This window comes from Bacillus sp. WC2503, assembly GCF_052682895.1.
This window is the reverse complement of the sequence record NZ_JBQYMD010000002.1, coordinates 193,607-218,705: the sequence shown is the minus strand read 5'-3', so window position 1 is coordinate 218,705 and position 25,099 is coordinate 193,607. Positions and strand designations below refer to the sequence as shown.

Here is a 25,099-nt window from a genome sequence, read left to right as displayed (position 1 = left end):
TAGGGAGCTCAAATTATGAAAGAGAAAATAAAAATTGGAGTAGTAGGCCCTTTTTCAGGTCCTAGGTCTGTATACGGACAAATGTTAATTGAGGGTGTAAATCGTGCGAAGCTAAATTATGCTGATAACATCGAATGGGTTTATCAAGATGATAAAGGAAATCCAAATACCATCAAAGATATTTCTAAAAAAATGATTGAATCAGGGGTTGTTGCTGTAATTGGACACTTTAATAGTGCATGTGCTTTAAAAGCAATACCGTTTTATTCCAAAGCGAAAATTCCATTCTTAGTTCCTGCATCAACTAATTTAGAAGTTACGCTTAATAGCGAGAAATTAGTATTTAGGTTTTGTTCTAATGATTTGGTACAAGCTGAAACTGTTATTAATTTTTTGAAAACTAAAGATATTCAAACGATTACGGCAGTTTCTGATGAAACATTTTACGGGAAAAGCCTAGCAGATTTACTGTATCAAAGTGCAAATTCTTTATTTAAAGAAGTTACTAGAATTGAAGATTTTAATAGTGAAAATAATAAGCATAGCGATGCAATATTCTTTGCTGGGACACACTTTAACTCCGCAACTTATCTAAGGGAACTAAGGATGAGAGGGTATAAAGGGATTTTTATAGCTTCAGATGATTCTTATGTAGATGAATTTATAGAATTAGCCCAAGATTATTCTAACGATGCTTTTACCATAAAAGCAAAAGAGGATTATGTAGAAACATCATTTCTTGCAGCTTCGTATCTATTAGAATGTATTGAATCTAATGTAGAAAACTTAATTAATGAATTAGCAACAGGTAATTCTACAATTAAATTTTCAAGCAATGGAGATCGTTTAGGAGCTTCATGGATAATTGCACAAGTTATTGATAAATCTTTTGTTGAGGTGAATTATCATAAAACATTCAGCTGATGTAGTTATTATTGGCGGCGGCATTATTGGTGCAGCTATACAGTATTATTTAACCAAGCAAAATATTACAAATACAATTTTATTAGAGAAAAATTCCTTTAGTAGTGGATCAACAGGCCAATCCGGAGGTTTTATAAGGGTCTATCATAATGATCCGTATCTAACTGAAATAGCAAAAGAAGGAATAAATGATTTTTTTAGTATTAGTGAAGAGGTTAAATTTAAGCAGACTGGAATGTTATATGTTGAGAATGAAACACAACATATAAAAATGGAAAAGCAAATTGGAGAACTTGAAAAATCTGGGCATAAAATTAGTATCCTTTCACCTGAAGTATTAAAGAAAGAATTTAAATTTATAAATTTTCCTAAAAACAGCTGTGTGGCTTACGAGGAACAAGCAGGGTACATTAGCCCATCGTTAGCCACGAATACATGGATTGAAACATCTAGAACTAAAGGTGCATTAGCTTGTGAAGGAATCGAAGTGAAAGAAATTCTAATGGATAATAACTGTGTTGTAGGTGTTAAAACCTCCTATGGGACTATACATTGTAAACATGTTGTTGTTGCAGCTGGAGCCTGGAGTGGAAATATATTAGATACTATAGGCATTAAAATTCCAGTAAGAAGTAAAATTATTCAAATTCATTTCTTTGATGGAATAGGACAAACAGACCATCCAATTTTTATAGATGATAGTACTGGATTATATGGCAGACCTGATAATCTAGGTACTTCTCTAGTAGGATATCCAGTAGATAAGTATGATATTGATCCGGACAAAAAAATGTCAATTGACCCAAATGACTTTGAAAAAATGCTTCAAAATTCAAAAAATAGATTGCCATATCTAAATAAAAAATTATTTATAGGTGGAAGAAGAAGCTTTGATGCATATACATCAGATAATCGAGGAATTATAGAACAATTTCCACAAGCACAAGGCTTAATCGTTGCAACTGGCTGGAGTGGTGGTGGAGTAAAGTTGGCTCCTGGTATTGGTAAGAGAATAGCGAAAGTGATTACTGGAGTATAAGGGGAGAAAAGACTATGAACAATCTCGAGAATATTGAAATTTTTGAAGCAACCTATGATGATAGAGAGACTGTTATCAATTTAATTAGAATGTATATGGAATTCTATGAAAAACCTGTGCATGAAAAAAGTTCTTTAGATACATTAGTAAATACGATAATAAAAAATAAAGATTTGGGATTATTCTACGTTTGTACGGTTAATAAAGAGCCAGTAGGATTTGCTACTTTATATACCACTTTCAGTACGTTAAGTATGGGAAGAGCAATGATTTTAAATGATTTATTTGTTATCCCTGATTATAGAAAATTGGGTGTTGGGGATATGTTATTTAATACTTGTAAAAAGTATGTCCAAGACAATAATTATGCATATATGGAATGGGTTACCGCAAAAGATAATATAGTTGCCCAAAATTTCTATAAAAAGCAAAAAGCAAATAAGAGTGATTGGATTGTTTACAGTATTTAAATAGCAATCTAATAGTATTTAGGGCGGATATAACAGAATATTTTCAATGTGCAATTTTGTTATGTATTTTCCAAATCCCTTTCTTTAAACAAGTTAAAACAAATTTAAGGTCAAACAACCGATATAAGAAAGAAGGAATGTATAATGCCAATTCAATTTATATTTATAGTACTATTGGCGCTGACTCTTTGTGGGGAAGGTATGTTAACAGTAACTCTAACCTGGACAATTTTGGATAAAGGGGGATCAGTTACTCATTTAGGAATTATATTAACATTAATGAGTTTGTTACCATTCTTTATGCAAAAATATTCGAAAAGTCTTAAGATGTGGTTAACAAAAAGTCCATTGTTAATTTTCTCTGGTGTCCGTTGCATCGGTATTATTCTGATTATAATAAGTCTTTTAAATAGTGAGCATATTAATGTTTTTACTTTATATATTTTTGCAGGTGTTTTTTCTATTATTTTATTTTTATCTACGCAAAGCTTGGAAACTTATATGTCTCAAATGGTATTATCAGGAGAAATTCCAGCAGGAAAGGCTTCAAATATGTTACAAACTGCAATACAAATTGGAGCATTTGGTGGGAACGCAATAGCAGGATTTATGATGAATGTAGGTGGATTTAATAATGTACTTTATGGCTTAGCATTCTCTTTAGGTATTGGGGTATTTTTACCTCTTCTAATGCCGCTATTAAAAAGTAAAGATGTTCAGCAAAATAAAAAACCTGTATCAAATCATATTGAAAAAGTAAATCCAATAGATAATTCAAAAATATTATGGATTACAATTACTGGTATTGCTGTTTTAACAATACAACTTGCATCATTTAATTTTTTAGTACCAATTTTATTTCACGATGTATATCGTTGGGATCCTATGCAGTATGGATTTGTTAGTGCCGCAGCAGGTTTAGGGGCTTTATTAGCTACACTTGTTGGGAAATTTGAGAAATTTATTCCAAGGTCAATTTTTCTATTAATTGCTGTTTTTGATATTACTTTAGGATTAGTGCATTCTTGGTATTTAGCAATTGCCGTTTCATTTATGCTTGGTTTTGTTTTTAATCGTTCACGTATCAATCAAAGAACTGTCATGTTTGACTTTATTAAAACAAAAGAAGAAACGGTTATTTGGTCTAGTCGATCTACACTAGCATTCCAGTTTACCAAAGCCGCTTTACCTTTATCGTTAGCATTACCTATTCAATGGATTGGGATTATGAATGCAGGCCACCTGTTTGGAGTGATAGGTACGGTTGTTGCTGCTACTATGATGGTAATATATCTTAACGAACTAAATCATAGAAAAAAAATAGAAGTTTTACAACAAGAAGTTGCTCCAAAATCATTTTAATAGTAGCGTATTAAATGAAAAGAATAGCTAATGAAGTAAATTTTATAACGTCGAAACAACTTATAAATAACTAAAAGAAATGAGTACTGTATTATACAGTACTCATTTCTTTTAGTTCGCCTTTAATTATAATTAAAATAGTCAATGTCATTTACTAATTCCGATTCTAATAAGCAATTAAATTTCCACTACTCTATTGATAGATTTCTCAAATGAAACAATATCAACATTAATTCCTTATATAGATATGAGAGTATTAGATCCATTTTACTATGTATTTTGTGTAGTAATGTATTTATATTATGTTTTAGAGTTTTAAACTTAATTTATATTGTCAAAAAACTACACCCAAATTGTTAGGGGTGTAGTTTTTAGTTATGGTGTTTATTATTAGGAAAATTCGCTTATAACCTTAATTCTCTGTCAAATCATAATTAGTATTTGTTTTGAATATTATAAGATTAGATACTATTTGAGCTACAGAAATATAATTATCAATAAATTCTTCTAATTCCCTCAAATCAGCTATTATGATTTTAGCAATAAAGTCAGTCTTTCCTGTAACTCTATAACAAAATTCAATATTTGTTTCAAGTTGAATACAATCCATAAATTCCTGATATTGTCCTTCTTTAACTTTTATTTCTAATATTGCTTGTAAAGAATTTGTAGTTGTTTCTTTATTGCTATTTTCCGTTCCAATCATGTTAGTGGATTTAGTTTGAATAACGGTATTTTTCATTTGATAAAAAATCCTTTCAAATTAGTTTCAAATAGAAAAAATATAACCTTTTTCCATTACAGATGAAATGGTAAGTCGAAGTAGGGTTTAGTATTATAAAGGTATTCAGATATAGATATAAGATATTATATGGTAAAAAATTTTAAAAGGAGGAATTTATATTATGAAAAAAGCATCGGATGATCAAAAGTTATTGAGTATCTATTTTCAACAAATTGTAAAAGCAATTATTCTCATGAAATAGTATAACATTCTATCATTCATTAAGAAGTATATTATTGAAAAAATTTAATAGACCTTGGTAATTGTAATAGTTTTCCAAACGCTAAAGAGCAAATTCATAAGACTGAAAATATTGAGAAATAAGAAAAGTTAGTCACTTGATATTGGATTTATTACGCGAAATGTTATAATACATATATAAGCATTATTTAAAAAAGCAACTCGAACCCCAATCCGAGTTGCTTTTTTATCGTTTTCCGACAGAAGACTCCTTCCTCAAAATGTGAAGGTGTGAAACACCAATTTTTAGGTGGGAGATGAATGTCGGTTGGCATAGGCCAACATGTTTGCTATCATTTACTTGTACAGATTGCTCTTTGAAAACTGAAGATATGAGGTTGGTTGCAGAAAAACGTTGCAACCGTAAAATCTTCAACGTTCTATCGCTCACACTTGCCGAAGTTGCGAAAACCAAGCTAAAGTAGGGAGTGTGGTGAGTCAACGTACAAGATACTTATGTTCTCACCGTAGGGACTACGGGTAGAGCCTGCTAAGATAACTGGTGGATAATCGGTGTTCGCAGGAATCTCCCACTTCAAACAGTCCGTTAGGACGTTAAGTGGTGAGTAGTTCAATATCTGTTTAATTATAAAATAACAACTAATTGAGTTGTTATTTTATAATATGTGATTGTTTGAAAATTGAATTTTTATATGCAATATTGCATATAAAAGCCTTTGTTTAACATGTTATAATTTTGTTAGTAAATTATTCATCCATTAATTTACTGCTATTCATATCAACAGATATGAAAACCCTAAATTTATAAATAAAAAGAGAAGAACTATGGTGGGTTCTTCTCTTTTTATTTATAATTATTTATTACTTTTAAAAAAGTCTATAGAACCTTAGTCATTTTAAATTTGCTAATAACCATTTTAAATTATTAGAATATTTAGCAAGTTTGTATTCTAATCAAGTGTTTTTGTACAAGTATGAGATATAAAAATTCAATTAAAATATGACATGCATAGTGAGAAATTTTTAGGTTGAAGTATGTGAGAATAATGATTATACCTATGGAATAGGTTTAGATGGAACAAATACATGATTTTTATTTATTTGTTGCAAATTTAATAGATCTTTAAAAATGAAGTTTACTTTTAAGGTATTGATTATCGTGATTCTGTAAAATTAGAAAAACCAATATGCCACTTATACGTGCATTTGATTAGCGGTCTTATTTGTTTCCTACTATTCTCCATTTGTTTATGAATATTTGATAAAAGAAACTAAAGAATTAACAAGGCAATCATCGTAGCAGTTTAATTTTTTGCAGAAAAACGGACAAAAATCCTATAGAAATGAGAAGAAAACAATCTTGTTATCCTAAGGCATTGTGTAAAATTTTAATTTGTCCCACATTTGTGTATCTTGATTTTAATAATATATTATTAATTGTTTATATTCATATCTGGTATTTAAGACTTAGGGATTTGCTAGCTTATTAAGGCTATATCTGATTAAAGATTAGAATGAATTTGAAATAAATGGGGTGTTTATAAAAATTTAGGTGTATAAAAAACGAAACCTTTATTTCATAGCAAGTAGGAAGAGTAAGCGTATAAGCATGCTCTTAAAAAAGGTAGATTTTTATGAGCGAAGAGTCTTTTATGTCTATCTAGTTAAAAAAATTATCTTATTAGTAAGAAAATTAAGAAGGACCTGATGTATTAAATCAGGTCCTTCAATTAAAGCACTAGAAAACAAACTGTCACCATTATAATAACAATAAAGGGAATTCAATTCAATATGTTAAATGTTGAGAAATAAACGATAATAATTCCATTGTATCGTAAATAAAAGAATACTTACTTCTCGTAATTATTGCCACAATAGGTAAAGTGGATCATACTAGCAATAATTAGACGCCTGTGAATCAGCATCACTATTTAAATTTTTACCAGAGAGCAATTTATTTAATTGGAAGAAAAAAAGGAAGGGTCCTATTTGACTCCTTCCTTTTTCTCATACATACATAACAATTGTTGACAACTTATGAAATAATAGCATTCATCGCTATTAAAATATAACATTAAAAACAATTAAGTAGATATGTAATTATGCATACATCGTGTTATTTCATGAATGGGAACAAAACTATTTATCTCTTTCGGGTTGGAAACAAATAAATTTAGGTATACTTAGGGTAAAAACACCTGATCATTGATTGTTGATTAAACCATATTTCTACATATCTGAAACAAGTTATTTCATTGGATTGCATGTTAAACAGGGGAAGGGCTTTATTAAATGTAGATTGTTCCTTAGTTTCTTGCTCGTGATTTTACTAGTAGGATGTATCGGAAAAGAAGTCACGTTATATACGATTCCAAAAGGGGTATTAGTCAGTGCCCCCAAAGACACGCTCCGTTTAAAATTTCCTATCCTAATAAATTATCATTCTAAGTAGATTCTTTCTCTTTCAAACAATTCCATTGAACAAAGTTAATTCCGCCATACGTATCGTGTGGCATGGTAAAGGGGAGCGCATATATCGGTGCAATCATTGAAAAAGTCAGGAAAAAATAATTGTGTTTTTAGTGAGATGTAACATAGTACCAATTTTTTTCTATTTTCATTATATCTCTAAAGATACTATTAAAATCGTCTTCATTTGGTTTGACATCATTGGGCGAGTAAATAAATCCAGAAAAGTTGTCTATTAGGCCACGATAAGTATAGAAGAAAACTGAAGCATTTTTGTTTCCATAGTGGACAATTACATCTCCTCCCCCCTTTGAGGTAGCTTTAAATTTTGGAGGCAAATGAATTTGGTTATTATCATAGGATACATTAGGGATTAATTTTTTATGTTCTATAAGTTCTATAACTTGTTTACGATCATCTTTGTAAATTAAAAAATCTAATTTTGTATATATCTTTGTAAAGGGGGTATATATCCAAATAATTATTATGATTAATTGAATAATTAAAGGTTTCGGATTTTTATATCTAGCAAGATGTATAATTGATAAAATTAATAATATGAAAAACCATCCATGAATTGCTATTGAAAGAAATGGCATAACAAATGGAGTAAGGAATTGAGTTAAATACCATTTTAAAAAATGATAGAATATTAAGATAATACCGCTTATCATTGTGATTTTGGTTAAATTTTTTTTCATATTTTGTATGTCCTTTCACTTTTAAATAATATGTGATTGTAGTGATTCATTTTTTCATTTATTCCTTAAATGCCGAGTATATATCAGGTTTAATAATATTTTAAACTAAAAAAGAACAAGTTAAAAATAAACTTGTTCTTTTTTAGTTTAAATTTATATAAATTAATATCCTTTGTTATAATAATCTATACCTAGTTGAATCATTTCTTGGTCTCTAGGATCATCGAAAAATGTTTTATAGTATTCCCATTCCCAGGTCCATTCTTTTATTTGATAAGCGCCGGCTCCACCTTTAAGCTCAAAATCTGTAAAACCAATTGCTTTACCTACATATCCAAAGTGGAAATTCCCGATGTCTTCCCCAGTCAATGTTCTGTTATCAAAAGTATATTTATTCCCATATCCATACTTTAATTTATAGTCCCATGGACCTCCTGATTTTACTAATTTTACAAAAACAGTATATCTAAAAGCTCTTGATGCAGCAGCACCTTCAAGAGGGTTATTACTCTTTTTTGCAATTTCGTCAGCTGATGCTTTTACAACTTTCATACGATTCTTATTGGCCTTCATTAAACTAGTAAAATCACTGGTAAGATCCGGATAAGTAGTTGGCTTAACTCCATCACTTCCTGGACTAAAGTTATATGGTTGTAATTTTAATCGAAGTCCTAATTCTTTCTCTTGTCTTAAAGTATCTTGAGCAATTTCATTAGCTAATTTCTCCGCTTGAAGTTTTAGCTCGGGAGATAATTCGTAATTTTCTATATCTTGCAATTGTTGTTCTGCTGAACCTTTGATTGAAGATTCAGTCGCTGCTGAAACTGGCGTTAAAGTAAAACTAGAAAAGAAAACACATGATAATCCTAAAACTGCAATACTTTTCTTCACGACTCCACCCCTATTAATCTAAGTATTTACCATAAATTGTATTATATTTTAAGTTTATAATATTTTCAATATATTTATTTTAATAAAATATCTGACTATTGTTCTCAATATCTATTTATTTAATAAATCACTTATGGTATATTCAGGATATTAATGTAAAATAATAGAATTCAGGAAAGAGGAACATGTATGAATAAGAAGCGTTTATTTGTTTCTGTTAGCGCGCTTTTATTAGGATTTTTCTTAAGTGATCCAATTAATTCAAGAGCAGAAGAAACAGTAGAAATTGTGACAAAAGAAGATGCACAAAGTAAAGCAGAGTTTTATTTAAAAGGGATAAGTAAAAAATCTTATCCAGAATGGAAAGAGGCTAATTTTAGTGAAAGTAAAACTTTATATGATTTAGAGGGAAAAGTTAAAGGGTATGTATTTCAAGTAAAAAAAGAGAATAAAGATTTTGGATACATTATTGTTAACAGTGATAAAAATGGTACTCCAATTATAGAGTCTACAAGGGAAGGTACTAATCCGTATAAAGGGATAGAAGAGGGAAAAGCAATATATACAGGACCTATTCAATATTTAAAGAAAGAAAAAGAGAATGTTACAAGCATTTCAGGGGATCAAACGCTGAGCATTAAAGAAGCTAAAAAAAATGGGGAAGAAAAAGAGTTACAGCATAATAATAAAAATGATTCCAACAAAAAAAATAAGACCTTTATGAAATCTGCACCTACATCCGATCATGAAGAATTCAAAAAAATAGAAGGTGTACCAGATTATAATTGGTATAAAGGGTGTTCACCTACAGCGTTAGCAAATTTAGTTGCTTATTGGGATAAGCATGGATATCATAATTTAGTAGCAGATAATGTAAGTGTTGATCAATTGATAAGTAATTTAGCAATTGAATTAGAAACAGATGATAAAGGAAATACATACACATCTAAAGTTGCTCCAGCAGTGTGGAAATATTTTTCTAGGCTTGGATATTTCCCACAGGCTTATCAGGATAATAGTCCGTCATACGATAGATTTGTAGGAGAGATTGATATGGGAAGACCACTCTTAGTCTCTACACAATCTGACCCACTTTATAAAAATCATATGATGACTGGTGTAGGATATCAAAAAGTCTTTATTCCTGAACTGAATGAAGAATTTAAAGAAATAATTGTTCATGATACCTGGCATACGACTCCAGTAGATGTACATATAAACTATGATCAATATTCTAAATATATTTCAGATTATCAAATTATTAATCCATTCCCAACTGGCTGGCTTACAAATTCTATTTATCAAGAGGTAAAAAAGGAACTGGAATATAATTATCTTAATGGTAGTCCGTTTGGTGTTAGAAATGATGATTTTATGGCTAAATATGATCAATCGCAGACATTACGGGCTGGAGACTATTTTTTCCAAGCCCTTGCAGATGATTATGTGAGAGTTAATTTTGATGGGAACTTAATTATCGATGGATGGAGTGATAGTTCCACTGGGGTTATTCAACGTGCATTAGTTACAAACTTAAACAAAGGGCACCATTATATTACTACAGCATTCCAAGAGAATAAGGGAATTGCAGCAATCTTTTCTCACGTTGTACCTTTTGATTCTTGGTTGGCCTATTATTATAATAATAAGGATCTAGTAGGGGCACCTTATAAGTCGAAAATAATTGCTCCACAAGGCCTAGAAAAGAGTCTAATTGAAGATAATGGAACCGGATTTCCAATTTGGGGCATTAACCCTGATAATTTCTCTGCAAAATATACAACAGTAAAGCGTTTACCTGCAGGGGATTATATAATTCGAGGAAAAGCTGACGACGGTATTCGTGTATTTGTTGATGGTAAACTTGTTATCGATCGTTTTTATGCAGCTGGCGGATTCGTTGAAGATGCTAGAAAAATTAACATTCAAGATAATGCAGCAAATGGATTATTTGGGAAGAAAAATGAGAAAGATGTACATCTTATAGAAGTACAGTATTTAGAAGAAGGCGGTAACAGTAATTTAGAGTTTAACATTGAACCATACAAAGAATCTGTGGAACACCCTACTTGGACAGCAGAATACTATAATAATACTGAATTAAGTGGTACTGCAATAGTGACTGGAGGAGAAAACTCTAATGCAAGAATTGATAAATTGAACTTTGATTGGGGGGCAAAATCACCAGGTGCAGTACAAGTAGATAATTTCTCTGCAAGATTTACAAAAACAGAGACATTTGAACAAGGAAATTATTATTTTGAAGCAATGGCAGATGATGGAGTCCGTGTATACGTAGATGATAAAAAAATTATTGATTCCTGGGGATCAATAGGCGGGAACGACGTAAGATCGGTGACAGTCCCTATTACAGCTGGGGATCATAAAGTAAAAGTAGAATATTTAGAGTTAAGTGGAAACGCTAAGTTACGCGTAGATTATAGAAAAGTAAACTAGTATTTATAAGTCTTTTAATGGAAATAAAGAGGGAAGCGATTCTCTCTTTTTTCTGTGAAGGGAATTGAGTTAAAATAGCTTTAATTTTTCAAGAATTATCATTAGAAATCTTCATTGGGATAAACTTTCATATAATCAAAATGGGAAAGAAGTACTAACACATAATACTTGGGAAGGAAACAACCAAGATAAAATGGTTCATTACTCTACAGTAATACCACTTTCACCGAATTCAAAAAATGTAAAAGTCGTAGCGAGAGAATGTACAGGTCTTGCATGGGAATGGTGGAGAACAATTATTAATGAACAAAATGTTAAAGTAACAAATGAAATAAAAGTTTCAATTGGAGGAACAACTTTATACCCAACTGCTAATAGTAGTCATTAGGTAGAAATGAAGCACCCTGTAAACAGGGTGCTTTTTTACATGATCACAAGTATATCGGGATTTTTTGCAAATATAGCATACTCATCAGATAGCGATGGAGTGTAGACTCATTTAGTAAACTTTGCAACTGAACCACTAATTTTAATTTTTATAGATTTGCAAGAATTTTGTTATATTCAAGTTAGCGTTTTTTGTATATCTATTTCTGTATCTGATGAATTACTACATATCAATACACTTCGGTATTAATATAAAATTCTGTATGTTATTCGAGGTTTTAAATAGTTTAAATAAATTTATGAGAGAACTGAGATGGAACAATGATTTTTTTAAAAGTTATTGCATATATTTTATTAATTGATACTCCTACCCCTAAAGGGTCAGCTGACTAACGTCAGTGGGGTTCTTGCTACCAAAGGCGAAGTCCAGTTCTGGTATCGCTGACATGCAAGATTGCGGTGTGCTATCACCTAACTAAGAAAAATCTGATATGTATCAAAGTGTGTACCTATCTTCAAAAATTATAATTGTAATCAACAAATAAGAATGATCTGTGAGAAAACTTAGGGGAAAAAGGAGTGGAGAAATCTTGATACATCAATATGAATTGAATTTTTCAGTGATGTATAGTGGTAAAGTATCAAGCTCACAATCTACGGTGATTCCAGCAAGTTCTTTAGAGGAAGCAAATGAAAAATTACTATCAGAAGTTAAGCGGCGATTAGGGGATTGTAGTATAGAAATTAATTCAAAAAGTTTATATGTTTCAAAAGATAGTCGATATACCATTGAATAAGATAATGAAAAACTTCCCTAGAAAGGGAGCTTTTTTTATAGCAATCTCACAAAATAGAAGTATATATTAATAGATTTTTTTATACTTCTTATAATATCTATTTGAGTATTTCACCGGAGTGTCCCTCATAAAAAGAATCGTTTTCGTCCCTAATAGATAAAAAATTTTTTTCTTCATCTTTTGTAGCTATACGAACAAAGTAATATCTATTCAAGGATTACCTTAAAATAACATTTTCACATGTAATTTTAAAAATATATATAGATTTATTTATGAGTTATTTGTATAGTTTAATTGTCTGTTATTTTTTTTAATTCATTTTTTTGAGTGCTCCAGAAATGGAGCCTTTTTTATGCAATAATCCACTCTCCTTAGGTTATTAAGTAGATCCATATGTGTTTTACTTTCTCTAATTAGGGAATCCGTCATATGTTCATCAACTTCATATTTTGAGATATTCCCAAAATCAAAAAAGAAAACTTTATAACTCTACAGTTATTTATGAGGATTCAGCTCATCTTTTACATTTTAGGGAAGAGTGTATTTCTTAGTTTGATGGCAATGTGACATATTAAATTTTATGAATAATTTAGAAGTATTTTATGAGAAGTATAAGTTGACTAAAATAATTATCTTATACTCCTTGCTACAAAAATAATGACAATATTGAATTTCTCTTATTTTTTTATGGAATAAATTTTGCAGCTAATCAAAACTTAGAAGAAACGATAGAAAAACTCAAAAAAATAACGAGTAAATTTAAAGTATAATAACAGCTTACTTATTCTATATTTACCAAAGATCGCGTAGAAGAATTAGAGGAGTCAATGAAGAGATGAAAAAAAAGAAAAAGCTATTGGACTTATGGAAGACAATCACATTATTAGTGTGTACAGTTGTAATGTTTTCTTTACTTGTGACAGACATATTAATTAGTCATAATGTAGAACGGGCAACGGAGGATAGCCAAGCAGAGAAAGCAAAAACGATTGCACGTATTGTGGCGAATGATTCAGTTGTAATCGATGGTTTAACAGGTAAAGCAGATACTTCCGCAATCCAAATGTATACAAATAAGCTATTAAAAAATACAGATGTTCAATTTATTGTCGTTATGGACATGGGCGGAATAAGAAAGTCTCACCCAGATCCCAAAAAAATAGGTCATCATTTTATTGGAGGAGATGAGGGACCTGCATTGAAGGGACAGGAACATGTTTCACTTGCAGAAGGAACTTTAGGGGTTTCTATGCGAGTATTCGTACCTATTTTTGCTGAAACAGGTGAGCAACTTGGTGCGGTCGCTGTTGGCATTTCAGCTGATAATGTGGAAGAGAGTGTGAAAAAAAGTAGACATATTATTTATATCGGTGTTGGAGTAGGAATATTAGTTGGTATTATGGGTGCGATATTGCTAGCTAGACATATAAAGAAAAGTTTATTTGGTCTTGAGCCACATAGGATAGCGAAAATTCTTGAAGAAAGAAATGCGATGTTACTTTCGGTGAAGGAGGGTATTATTGCTGTAGATAAAGATGCCAATGTAACTTTAATTAATAATGAAGCAAAACGAATATTAAAGAAAGGTGGACTCACGGGAGATATTATCGGTAAAAATCTTGAAATGTATACGCCGAATTCACGTATAAAAGAAGTGTTGCAAACAGGAGATGTACAATTAAACGAGGAACAAACTGTTTATGGAATTACAATTGTTACGAATCGGGTTCCTTTATATGTAAAAGGAGAAATAGTTGGTGCAATTGCAACATTTCGTGATAAAACAGAGATTAGACAATTAGCAGAAGAACTAACTGGTATTAAGCTATATGCGGAAGCATTACGGGCACAATCTCATGAATTTATGAATAAAATGCATGTCGTCTTAGGGCTTACACATATGAAACAGTATGAAGAATTGCAGAAATATGTTAGTCGTATGGTATCAGAGCATCAATATGAAATTGGTGGTGTTATGAAAAGAATTAAAAGTCCAGTATTTGCTGGTTTTTTACTAGGCAAACTTAGCTATGCTAGGGAGAAAAATATAAAGTTAATTATAAGTGAAGAATCGGACTTACCAGATATATATGATGATTGTATCATTCATGAACTTATTACGATTGTTGGAAATTTAATCAATAATGCATTTGACGCAGTAATGAATTGTGAGAAAAAACAAGTTGAAGTTGGAATACAACATGGAGATGCCTTAATGATAACAGTACAAGATACAGGCAGTGGAATACCAGAAGATATGCTGGATAAATTATTTACAAAAGGTTATTCCACAAAGGGAGATAATCGCGGTTATGGCTTATATCTTGTAAAGGAAAGTACACAGCGAATAAATGGGGAGATTTATATTTATTCATCGTTAGGAGAGGGAACTAAGATAACAATTGAAATACCTAATAGTAGGAATGAGGGGCAAATATGATTAAAGTTTTAATTGTAGAAGATGATCCGATGGTAGCAATGTTAAATACACATTATTTAGAACAAGTAGGAGGGTTTGAACTTGTTCAAGCAGTTAACTCAGTAAAATCGGCGATAGAAGTATTAGAGAAATCGCGAGTAGATTTAGTCTTACTTGATATTTTTATGCCTGAAGAGACTGGATTTGAGCTTTTAATGTATATTCGAAATCAAGAAAAAGAAATCGATATTATAATGATTTCAGCTGTACATGATATGGGGAGTATTAAAAAAGCATTACATTATGGCGTAGTAGATTATTTAATTAAACCATTTACATTTGAACGATTTAAAGAGGCATTAGCTATATATCGAGAAAAGCTTACTTTCATGACAGAACAACAAAAAATTAGTCAATCGGAATTAGATTCGTTAATTTTACAAAAGGAAAAAAGAGAGCCTATTGTCACTAAAGAGCTTCCAAAAGGATTAACGAAACAAACGTTACAATTAATTTGGGAGAAAATAGAGTCACTGAATGGACGGACGTTTACAACAGATGAAATGGCACAATTAGTAGGAATTTCAAGAGTTTCTATTCGAAAGTATGTCATGTTTTTGACTGAAATAGGAATATTAGAGAATAAAATGGTGTATCAGCATGTGGGAAGGCCGGTGAGTAAATTGAGATGCATTGACCAAAATAAAATAAGTTTTTACGTATAAGCGACTTATGATAAGTCGCTTATATTTTTTAAATTTCTTGTTGAGTGATGTAAGACTACTTATTTAGTAAGATAAAAAAATTGTCGAAAAAAAGATATAATTGTCAAATTATATTGCAGTAAGACTTGTTCGATGTTAAATTCTTATTAATAAGAAAAAAGGAAATGGGTTCGTTTCATTCTCATACCCTATATTTTGTAATTATTTAGTATAAACAAGGTTGAAAATTTCTTTCTTCTGGTATGTTTTATATTTATTAAACAATAGTAAGATTTCTGATTTTATATTTCTGAAATTTCAGAAATATAAAATCGCCAGGAGATCGAAATTAATTACATTCGTTCAACAAAAGGATTTTAACGGAACAAATTGAAAAAGAAAGGATTATTTATATGCAGAAAAGGAATCATTATATATTTCAAAAACCGATGAAAGTAATTGCGACATCTGCTATTTTGACAACTACAGTATTTACACCTATTATAACAAACAATTTAAATGTACACGCTGAAACAGTTAATCAACAAACTACAAACCAATATGAACTAAGGGAGTTTGAGCTACCAGCTACAGGAAGCTATCAGGATGAAGCCACAAGAGAGAGAAGAAGTGAACAAAAAACCTATATACCAACTGGAATTTATATAAAACCGAATGAAGAGGTTACAGTTGAAGTATCAGGAACGAATAAGATTAGAGCAATTATTGGAACACATGGCTATGATAAAGAATGGGGAAAAGAAATTAAACTTTCTCCTGGTACGAATAAGATTTCATCTCCAAATGGTGGGTTATTAGGACTTGATAATAATCAAACTACAGGAACAGTTAAGGTAAAAGTCACACAAGGTGGGAGCCATATTCCACTCTTTGAACTAGGGAAGCATACGAAAGCAGACTGGATGGCGATGATGGACAAGTATCCAAATGCACATGCTGTTCAATTAAAATCAAGGAAAGCAGTACTTACGGTTACTCAGGATAGTGCTAAGAAGCATATAGTGAATCAAGATCCTATCCCGTTATTAGAAACATATGATGAAATGATTCGAGCGCAAGATAAAATATCTGGATTATCTGAAACAGATCCTAATCCTTTACATCGTTCGACTGAACGTATTTGGGCCTTTATAGAAAATCCTAACAGACCAACATGGGGCATGTATGCAAGTCTAGATGGAGCTGCATTTACTACTGCTGGTAACGCAATTGAAAGTGCTTTAAATGTAAATAAATTTGGATGGGGACAAATGCACGAAGCGGGACATGCAAGACAACAACACCCATGGACGTGGAATGATTTAAGAGGGATGGGTGAAGTAACAGTTAATCTATATTCTTTAGCTGCACAAAAGCGATTATTCCCGAATCAACCGACGCGCTTAGAAAAATCAGGTGATTACGATAAAGCTTTTGCATACTTAAAACAAATAGATAAAGACTATAAAAATATAAATGACTTGTTTGTGAAACTTGTTATGCCTTGGCAACTTCATCTCGCATATGGTGAAGACTTTTATCCGAATCTTCACAAACTATATCGAGAGTTACCAAAGGATCGACTTCCAAAAACGGATGAAGAGAAAATTCAAGCATTCATTTACAATACATCCAAAGTAGCGAAACAAAATGTACTCCCGTTTTTTGATCAATGGGGACTGAAAGCATCACAAGAAACGCGACAAAAAATAGAAGCTTTGAACTATCCGATATTAACCGCACCTATTTGGGAAGCAACAGATTCTAAACCTGTAATTGTAGAAGAAACTCCAGATATGGAACCGAATTTTACAGTACCTGTTGGAGCGACAATTACTATAGGTAATTCATTCGATCCAATGTCAGGAGTGTCTGCTACTGATAAGGAAGACGGAGACCTTACTAATAAAATAACAGTTGACGGTAAAGTAGATACCTCTAAAGCAGGCACTTACGAGTTAACATACACAGTTAAAGACTCTAAAAATCATAAAGTAAACGCGAAACAAACGATTACGGTTAAAGAAAAAGAAGAAATAAAAGATGAGGCGCCATTACTAAAAGTGCCCTCAGAAACTAAAATTTCGGAAGGGGATAAATTCGATCCAATGAGAGATGTAAGTGCTACTGATAAAGAAGATGGTGATCTTACATCAGAAGTAAAATATGAAGGTGAAGTAGATACAAATACACCTGGCACTTGCACGATTAAATATACAGTTAAAGATTCTGCAGGTCATTTGGCAACTCAAATACAAACTGTAACAGTTAAAGAAAAAGAAAAACCTATTGAGATTCAAGAGCCTGAGTTAAATGTACCTACTGAAGTGAATATGAATGTAGGAGACAAATTCTCACCAATATCTGGGGTTAATGCTATTGAGAAGGAAGATAGTGATATTACTGATAAAGTAAGACATTTTGGTGAAATAGATATATTTAAAACTGGTACTTCCGAGGTAAAATTACTTGGTCGTGACTCTGGTAGTAATGAGGTAATTACAATACAAAAAGTGGTAGTGAAAGATAAAAAAAATGGTATTAATAATATCTCTAACAACAGTAATTCTGATGAAAAAGAAGATACGTATAAAGAGCTTCCAAAAGCAGGTACAAGTACAAATAATAGTGCAGCAATAGGCATATTGATGGTTCTTGTAGGTATGATAATTACTTTTGGTTGCAAATTTAAAAAGGTACTAAAATAGTTGTACCTCAGTGCATTTAATAAAAGTAAGACTGAATCAGGAGCTCAAATTGAAACAATGGAGAGATTGATTGACACTCCCACGTCTAAAGTAGGATTAAAGTCCTGTGTGGGCTTTCTCGTATCGTAAATTCTGTAATTTTTTTGTTACCTTCAAATGAATCAGCTATATGTTAAAATATTTATATTCCTCCTAATCAATTCATGTGATTAGGTGAGCCCTAAAGAGTCCCTATCTCCTAAGGGCTCTTTTCATAAAGTCTATTATTCTATCTCATTTCTCTACTCTATCAAGCAAATTGAACCATACCACAAATTATTATCCTCAATATCAGATGCCTTGAAATCTCTCTTCAGGATATTAGGTACTTCCCCCTTGATACGAGAGTATTAAGCCATTATTAGCACTGTTTATAGTTATGTAGTTTTTACATAATTAAAATTGATTAACTATCTATATTTTAGTATTTATTCTTACAAAGATTCAAGTATACATTAGTTCTTGGGGCCTGTGTAGCAATGGAACCAAATCACGCAATAAGCATTAGCGGACATCAAACGTTTATTTTTCTACACTTTATGTCCACTAATATTAATTAGTGGACATTTAAAACAATACCGAAGGTCGGTGTAGTATATGGCTATTCGTTAAGAAGATTTCAACGCTCAAAAAGAAAACTTGCAGATTGGGAGAACATTGATTGTACAGAAATAGATGATGAACTATTATTGAAACAAGAGCTAGAACAATTACAAAATGAAGAAGGATATGTATCAGGAGAAGGCAGGAACTTGAGTTCGGGATACAAGTTGATTTACCATAAGTTCGCAATAAAATTTATTGCAAAGTAAGAAAAAGGAATACAAAAAAGAATTGCTGAAGGGCTGAAGAGGCTTCTTGAAATCTCCCCTAAAGGAGATATTAGAAGTATGAAGGGTTACACAGATTTATATCAATTACAGGTTGGAACCTTTTGAATTTTATTTGAAATAAATTATAATAAGAAAGTCATATACATACAAGCCATCGGAATTCGTGGTGACATCTATAAATAATACTAACATGTATTTTTAAAAAGGAAGGTCTTTCAAATTAAAGAGCCTTCCTTTTTTGTGCACGGATAATGCCCGCTAATGCTCATTGCGTGATTTGCTTCAGACCCCACGAATCACCAAGTAATAGAAGATATGGCTAAAAAAGTAGCATAGATTTAACTTTTTTGTGTCTAAAATATTAACTCCGATCTAGCTTCCACTTAGGAACTGTGCCTAAAACAAAATTCTCTTTCATTATTTTTCCCTCGGCTTATTCATGAGTCGAGGGTTTCTTTTGTGAAACATTACAAAAATGTAACGTTAATGTAATGTAGTTCCATCGATACTACAAATATAACCGGATAAAATAAGTTACATAAGACGAAATCCCAAAAAGGAGCGTTACCAAAAGGAGTGCTACAAATGAAAAGCATATTAAGTGTTGAAAAAATTGAAAAGTATTATGGAAATAAAGATAACGTAACAAAGGCAATTGATAATATCAGCTTTAAAGTAGATGAAGGGGAATTCGTTGGAATCATGGGACCTTCGGGAAGTGGTAAAACTACGCTTCTTAACTGTATATCAACTATTGATAATGTTACTACAGGAAAAATAATCATCAATAATAGTGACATTACTAGGTTAAAATCAAAAGCATTAGATAAATTTAGACGAAATGAGTTAGGCTTTATATTTCAGGATTTTAACCTATTAGATACTCTTACAGCATACGAAAATATTGCTTTAGCGTTAACAATTAAAGGTGAAAAAAGTTCAGAAATAGATGGGAAAATAAAAGCAGTAGCAAAGTATTTGGAGATTGTAGAAGTTTTAAACAAATATCCCTATCAGATGTCAGGTGGACAAAAACAAAGGGTTGCGTCAGCAAGAGCAATCGTGACAGATCCATCCTTAGTCCTTGCGGATGAACCAACCGGAGCGTTGGATTCTAAATCATCTAGATTATTACTGGAAAGATTTGAGAGTCTAAATAAAGATTTAAAGACAACAATTCTTATGGTTACGCATGATGCCTTTACAGCTAGCTATGCTCGTAGAATCCTTTTTATTAAAGATGGGAAAATCTTTAATGAGTTAGTCAGAGGAAATGATTCTCGAAAAGAATTCTTTAATAAAATTATCGAAGTAATCACACTGCTTGGAGGTGATGATAATAATGTACTCTAAGATTGCCGTAAGTAATGTAAAGAAGAGTTTTAAGGATTATGCTATATATTTCTTAACACTAACATTAGCTGTTTGTATATTTTATAGCTTTAATTCAATAGAGTCACAAAAGGCGCTTACTGAACTGAAGTATTCAGGTTCATCATATATAAAAACATTAACTAGTACATTGGCTGGTATATCAGTATTTGTATCCATCATATTAGGAAGTCTTATATTATATGCGAGTAATTTTTTAATAAAGAAACGTAAAAAAGAATTAGGAATTTATATGACCTTAGGTATGGGAAAAAGAAGAATATCTAGCATATTAGTAACAGAGACCATAATAGTTGGGGCTATATCTTTAATTAGCGGACTTATACTAGGAATTGTAGTATCACAAGCCTTATCTAGCTTGACTTTAAAGCTATTTGATTTACCGATGAATGAATATAAATTCGCAGTTTCGACTGGTGCTATAGGTAAGACTATATTGTACTTTGGTATCATGTTCTTACTTGTTATAATCTTTAATGTATTTGTTATTTCTAAGTATAAAATCATCGATTTGATAACAGCAAGTAAGAAAAATGAAGAGGTAAAATTTAAAAATCCTATTATACATCTAATGGTATTTATTTTATGCGTAATCTCGCTTGGCTATGCATATAAAACAATACTGAAAATAGGCTTTAGGATAGATAATCCTATGTTCCTGCTAGCAATAATCCTTGGAATTTTAGGTACAGTATTATTTTTCTTTAGTTTATCTGGATTCATCTTGTATATAGTAAAGAAAAATAAAAAGATATATTTAAAAGAGTTAAATATTTTTATAATTAAACAAATAAATAGTAAGGTGAATACGAATTTTTTATCCATGTCTCTCATTTGCTTAATGTTATTTCTTACAATAGGGATATTGTCTACCGGAATAAGTTTTAAACAAGCTACTGAAGAAGGACTTGAACAAGTAACGCCTTTTGATGCTAGTGTTAGGTTGTACAATGTTAGTCAAAATAACCATGAAGATACGTTAAATAAGATTAAATCTAAAATAAGTAAAAATGAAAAATATATAGTTTACAATGAATATGATGCAGAGTTAAGCGTAGGAGAATTGTTGAAATCTCGAGATAAAAAGCTTCAACCATTTAACGTAAGCTTTGTTAAGGTATCTGATTATAATAAAATTCTCCAATTAAAGGGTGAAACAGAAATAAATTTAAATAAGGATGAGGTTTTAATCTCATCAGATAAAGGTCCAGTAATTCAACCAATTAATAAAAAGTTAAAAGACAGTAAAAAACTTAATATTAAGGGAAAGGAATATTCGGTAAAACAAACTAAAGTTATAGAAGAAAATCTTCATACTACTAGTGGTTTTACAGATAATGTATGTACAATCATTATAAATGATGAATTTTTATCAGGTTATAAGATTCGTATGTCAGTATTTAATGTAAATTATTTAGATAAAAACAGAGAAGAATATAATAAAAAATATGCTAAAATCGACCATGACTTTTTTATGGCTGGATATCGGGATAGAGGTATGCCACAGGGGGTATCAAAGGATCAAACATACTCAGAATCCAAGGGGTTCACAGTTATGGTGCTGTATATCGGAATATATATTGGAATCGTGTTCTTAATTACTAGCATGGCTGTATTAGCTCTTCAACAATTATCAGAGGCCAGTGATAGTATAGAAAGATATAAAGCCTTAAAGAGAATTGGTGCAAACGAAAGAATGATTAACAAAACAATTTTTATGCAAACTGGCATATATTTTAGTCTTCCGGTTATTCTTGCATTGATTCACTCAGTGGTGGGAATTAAGATGATGAGTGACACGATAAGTAATGTGTATCAACTAGATATTACCCTTCCAGCGCTAATGACTGCTTTCATATTTATTATAGTATATGTAGGATATTTCTTTACAACATATATAGGATATAAAAATATTGTTAAGAGTAATTTATAAAGAGATTGATTGTAGACAAGGCTTTAGTAAAATTCAGCAGTAAAAATAATAGAAGTAAAAGGTGATTATTTTGAAAAAAACGCTAATTGTTTTAAGTATTTTAAGTGGACTGTTATTCGCAGCAGTTGGAGGCTGGTACGGTTATAATAAACTGAAGTATGAAAAGTGTTACGTTAAAATAACGGAAAATGGAAAATCAGACGGCACGGCCCCTTCGAAGGAATTCGTTAGTTATAATCTTGTGGCCTATGATAAAAACGGAAATGAGGTTCCTGTGAAATTTTGGGCTAAAAAAAAGCTGAGAGTAAATGCATATCTTGCTGTTGATGTATTTAAACCATTGAATAAGGATTCAAATGATATAAACTCATATAAAGAGGTAACAGCGGAACAATTACCTGAAAAAGTGAAAGAAAAGTTAAATATTAAATGATAAATAAGGATTCATGTAAAGAGGTATTTACTGAAAAGTAGGTACCTCTTTAATATAATCAAGAATGTAATAGGTGAAAATCCCTAATAAAACTAAATATGCACTTTCATATTTAGTAGTTAAATATAGCTGTATATTTATATAAAATATTAGAGATAATATAATGAAAGGTGAAATAGATCGGTGGGGGAATTATATGAAAAAAATTATGATTATTGAAGATGATGAAGTGATTAGAGAAGAATTGCAAAACTTTTTACAAAGATATGGATACGATGTAAAAGCTCCTATAGATTATATTAATATTATGCAGTATGTTGAAAACGAAAATGCAGATCTTATATTGCTAGACATAAATCTTCCTGTGTTCGATGGATATTATATATGTAGAGAAATACGTAAAAATTCAGATGTTCCAATTATAATAGTTACAAGTAGGGACAATGAAGTAGATGAATTAATGAGTATGAATTTAGGTGCAGATGATTTTATTACAAAGCCCTATAATACAGAAATATTATTAGCAAGGATAACAAATATCATGAAAAGAACATATGGAAGCTCGAAGACGAGTAATATGTTAAGTTACATGGATTTCCATTTAAATCTTTCCAATGCAAGCGTTATGTATAAAGATCAAGTGATAGAGTTAACGAAAAATGAAGTGAAAATCCTTTCCTATTTAATAAACAATAAGGGAAATATCGTAAAAAGGGAGTTCCTTATGGAACACTTGTGGAAATCAGATTATTTTGTAGATGACGGTACTTTAACTGTGAATATTACTAGATTACGAAAAAAACTTGAGGAGCTTGGTATCGAAAACCCAATCGAAACAAGAAGGGGATTGGGGTATATCATGCCATGAGTATAGGTGAATTCATTAAAGACAAAGTGATAGTAATTATGTCTAATCTGCTGTTATTTTTTATATTATTAGTTGTGATGGTTATGATGGATTTTCATGCCCTTCTCATATTCTTTGTGTTTTGTATTTGGTTTTTGCCCTTATTTTCGTATATGGCTTTAGAGTGTATACAGGCTAAAGCATATTATGATGAAGTTGACAGCATATTAGAAAGTTTAGATAAGAAATACCTACTTCCAGAAGTAATAAAGGAAGCTCATTTTATCCATGGGGAAAAACTAAACCATATACTGAAGCAGGTAAGTAGAGATATGCATGAGAAGGTGAAATACTATAAAGATATGCAGGCAGACTATAGGGAGTATATAGAAACATGGGTACATGAGATTAAAACCCCAATTGCTTCTACAAAGCTAATTATTGAAAATAATCAAAATGAATTAACGAATAAAATAGACCTCCAGATCGATAGGATTGAGGGATTTGTAGAACAGGTGTTGTATTATTCACGAAGTAACAATGTAAGCAAAGACTACATTATTAAACCCATTCAACTTAATGATGCAGTAAGGAATGTCGTGAAAAGAAATTATAGGGATTTCATTCATAAGAAAATCAAACTAGATATAAAAGATATCAATGAAATTGTATATAGTGATAGAAAATGGTTCGAGTTTATGCTCAATCAGATAATAGGGAACGCTGTAAAATATGCAAACAGTGAAACGCCCATGATCAGCATATATTCAGTTAAGAAAGCTAACTCAGTCATGTTAACTATAGAAGATAATGGAGTAGGGATCGTAGATAAAGATATAAATAGAGTATTTGAAAAAGGATTTACAGGTGAAAATGGTAGAAGATTTAGTAAAAGTACAGGTATGGGCTTGTATCTATGTGAAAAGCTTTGTTCCAAGCTAGGCATAAAAATTACGATTGACTCTAAGGTAAATATAGGAACTAAAGTTACATTTATAATTCCTTTGTCAGATATGATAAACTATGTAGATTATTTATGAATCTTTAAAAAGGAAGGTCTTCCAAATTGAAGAGTTTTCTTTTTTTGTGCACGGATAATGTCCGCTAATACTTATTGCGTGATTTGGTTCCATTGCTACACAGACCCCTTCTTCGCCAAGGTTCCCAAAATAAAAATATATCCATAGGGAAGCGTGTAGAACCTTGCTATAACGATAATAAGAAAATACAGCCAATATATGTTAGCTATATGCCTGCATTGCAATTGTAGGATTAGCAAAAACAAAATAATAATTTGGAAATGCTGCAT

General features: G+C 31.1%; 17 protein-coding genes and 2 pseudogenes. 16 read left to right on the top strand and 3 right to left on the bottom strand.

Going from position 1 to position 25,099, the window contains the following annotated elements; translation table 11 throughout:
* Nucleotides 1–15 precede the first annotated feature (15 nt).
* The 4 genes from ACUN26_RS28320 to ACUN26_RS28305 all read left to right on the top strand — a co-directional run bounded on the left by ACUN26_RS28320 (nucleotide 16) and on the right by ACUN26_RS28305 (nucleotide 3,795).
* Nucleotides 16–924: a branched-chain amino acid ABC transporter substrate-binding protein gene (locus ACUN26_RS28320; protein ID WP_000659948.1), complete on the top strand. Its 909-nt coding sequence runs from the start codon at nucleotides 16–18 to the stop codon at nucleotides 922–924.
* Entirely contained in the window at nucleotides 902–1,963 is a 1,062-nt protein-coding gene (locus ACUN26_RS28315; RefSeq protein WP_306472735.1) for an NAD(P)/FAD-dependent oxidoreductase, read from the top strand. The genes ACUN26_RS28320 and ACUN26_RS28315 overlap by 23 nt, the downstream gene beginning before the upstream one ends.
* A gap of 14 nt (nucleotides 1,964–1,977) precedes the next feature.
* Nucleotides 1,978–2,433, top strand: coding sequence for a GNAT family N-acetyltransferase (locus tag ACUN26_RS28310; protein WP_001061014.1), 456 nt, complete (start codon nucleotides 1,978–1,980; stop codon nucleotides 2,431–2,433).
* 144 nt (nucleotides 2,434–2,577) lie between these two features.
* A complete protein-coding gene (locus ACUN26_RS28305) occupies nucleotides 2,578–3,795 on the top strand; it encodes an MFS transporter (RefSeq protein WP_001122313.1) in 1,218 nt (405 codons plus the stop codon).
* A gap of 412 nt (nucleotides 3,796–4,207) precedes the next feature.
* Here the strand turns inward: ACUN26_RS28305 and ACUN26_RS28300 are convergent, their stop codons facing one another.
* The 3 genes from ACUN26_RS28300 to ACUN26_RS28290 all read right to left on the bottom strand — a co-directional run bounded on the left by ACUN26_RS28300 (nucleotide 4,208) and on the right by ACUN26_RS28290 (nucleotide 8,841).
* Nucleotides 4,208–4,537: an Lrp/AsnC family transcriptional regulator gene (locus ACUN26_RS28300; RefSeq protein ID WP_000799647.1), complete on the bottom strand. Its 330-nt coding sequence runs from the start codon at nucleotides 4,535–4,537 to the stop codon at nucleotides 4,208–4,210.
* A gap of 2,822 nt (nucleotides 4,538–7,359) precedes the next feature.
* On the bottom strand, nucleotides 7,360–7,950 hold the full coding sequence (locus tag ACUN26_RS28295) for a hypothetical protein (protein ID WP_000739921.1): 591 nt from the start codon (nucleotides 7,948–7,950) through the stop codon (nucleotides 7,360–7,362).
* Nucleotides 7,951–8,112: 162 nt separating this feature from the next.
* Nucleotides 8,113–8,841, bottom strand: coding sequence for a polymorphic toxin type 44 domain-containing protein (locus ACUN26_RS28290; protein ID WP_000748151.1), 729 nt, complete (start codon nucleotides 8,839–8,841; stop codon nucleotides 8,113–8,115).
* Nucleotides 8,842–9,030: 189 nt separating this feature from the next.
* Here ACUN26_RS28290 and ACUN26_RS28285 point away from each other — a divergent pair, with 189 nt between their 5' ends.
* From ACUN26_RS28285 to ACUN26_RS28230, 12 genes and pseudogenes are all read left to right on the top strand, one after another.
* A complete protein-coding gene (locus ACUN26_RS28285; RefSeq protein WP_001036224.1) occupies nucleotides 9,031–11,298 on the top strand; it encodes a PA14 domain-containing protein in 2,268 nt (755 codons plus the stop codon).
* A 115-nt stretch (nucleotides 11,299–11,413) separates the two neighbouring features.
* Nucleotides 11,414–11,686 (top strand): annotated as a pseudogene (locus tag ACUN26_RS28280) (thiol-activated cytolysin C-terminal domain-containing protein); the annotation flags it as partial.
* A 589-nt stretch (nucleotides 11,687–12,275) separates the two neighbouring features.
* The gene (locus ACUN26_RS28275) at nucleotides 12,276–12,482 is read left to right on the top strand and encodes a hypothetical protein (RefSeq protein ID WP_000581810.1); all 207 of its coding nucleotides are present in this window, start codon (nucleotides 12,276–12,278) and stop codon (nucleotides 12,480–12,482) included.
* A gap of 835 nt (nucleotides 12,483–13,317) precedes the next feature.
* Complete coding sequence (locus ACUN26_RS28270; protein ID WP_000727460.1) at nucleotides 13,318–14,922, top strand: sensor histidine kinase; 1,605 nt, start codon at nucleotides 13,318–13,320, stop codon at nucleotides 14,920–14,922.
* The gene (locus ACUN26_RS28265) at nucleotides 14,919–15,626 is read left to right on the top strand and encodes a response regulator (protein ID WP_000598686.1); all 708 of its coding nucleotides are present in this window, start codon (nucleotides 14,919–14,921) and stop codon (nucleotides 15,624–15,626) included. Before ACUN26_RS28270 ends, ACUN26_RS28265 begins: the two co-directional genes overlap by 4 nt.
* Before the next feature lie 392 nt (nucleotides 15,627–16,018).
* Complete coding sequence (locus ACUN26_RS28260; RefSeq protein ID WP_001172106.1) at nucleotides 16,019–18,313, top strand: M60 family metallopeptidase; 2,295 nt, start codon at nucleotides 16,019–16,021, stop codon at nucleotides 18,311–18,313.
* Between the two features lie 860 nt (nucleotides 18,314–19,173).
* Nucleotides 19,174–19,368 (top strand): annotated as a pseudogene (locus ACUN26_RS28255) (type II toxin-antitoxin system RelE family toxin).
* Nucleotides 19,369–19,770: 402 nt separating this feature from the next.
* Nucleotides 19,771–20,538: an ABC transporter ATP-binding protein gene (locus tag ACUN26_RS28250; RefSeq protein ID WP_000836176.1), complete on the top strand. Its 768-nt coding sequence runs from the start codon at nucleotides 19,771–19,773 to the stop codon at nucleotides 20,536–20,538.
* Entirely contained in the window at nucleotides 20,528–22,510 is a 1,983-nt protein-coding gene (locus ACUN26_RS28245; protein ID WP_000286995.1) for an ABC transporter permease, read from the top strand. Before ACUN26_RS28250 ends, ACUN26_RS28245 begins: the two co-directional genes overlap by 11 nt.
* Before the next feature lie 61 nt (nucleotides 22,511–22,571).
* Nucleotides 22,572–22,943 (top strand): YxeA family protein, encoded by a 372-nt coding sequence (locus tag ACUN26_RS28240; RefSeq protein ID WP_002039923.1) that lies wholly within the window; start codon nucleotides 22,572–22,574, stop codon nucleotides 22,941–22,943.
* A 196-nt stretch (nucleotides 22,944–23,139) separates the two neighbouring features.
* Nucleotides 23,140–23,811 carry a response regulator transcription factor gene (locus ACUN26_RS28235; protein WP_000723288.1) on the top strand — a complete coding sequence of 224 codons (672 nt, stop codon included), beginning with the start codon at nucleotides 23,140–23,142 and terminating at the stop codon, nucleotides 23,809–23,811.
* Complete coding sequence (locus tag ACUN26_RS28230; protein WP_000021943.1) at nucleotides 23,808–24,830, top strand: sensor histidine kinase; 1,023 nt, start codon at nucleotides 23,808–23,810, stop codon at nucleotides 24,828–24,830. Before ACUN26_RS28235 ends, ACUN26_RS28230 begins: the two co-directional genes overlap by 4 nt.
* Nucleotides 24,831–25,099: the final 269 nt, after the last annotated feature.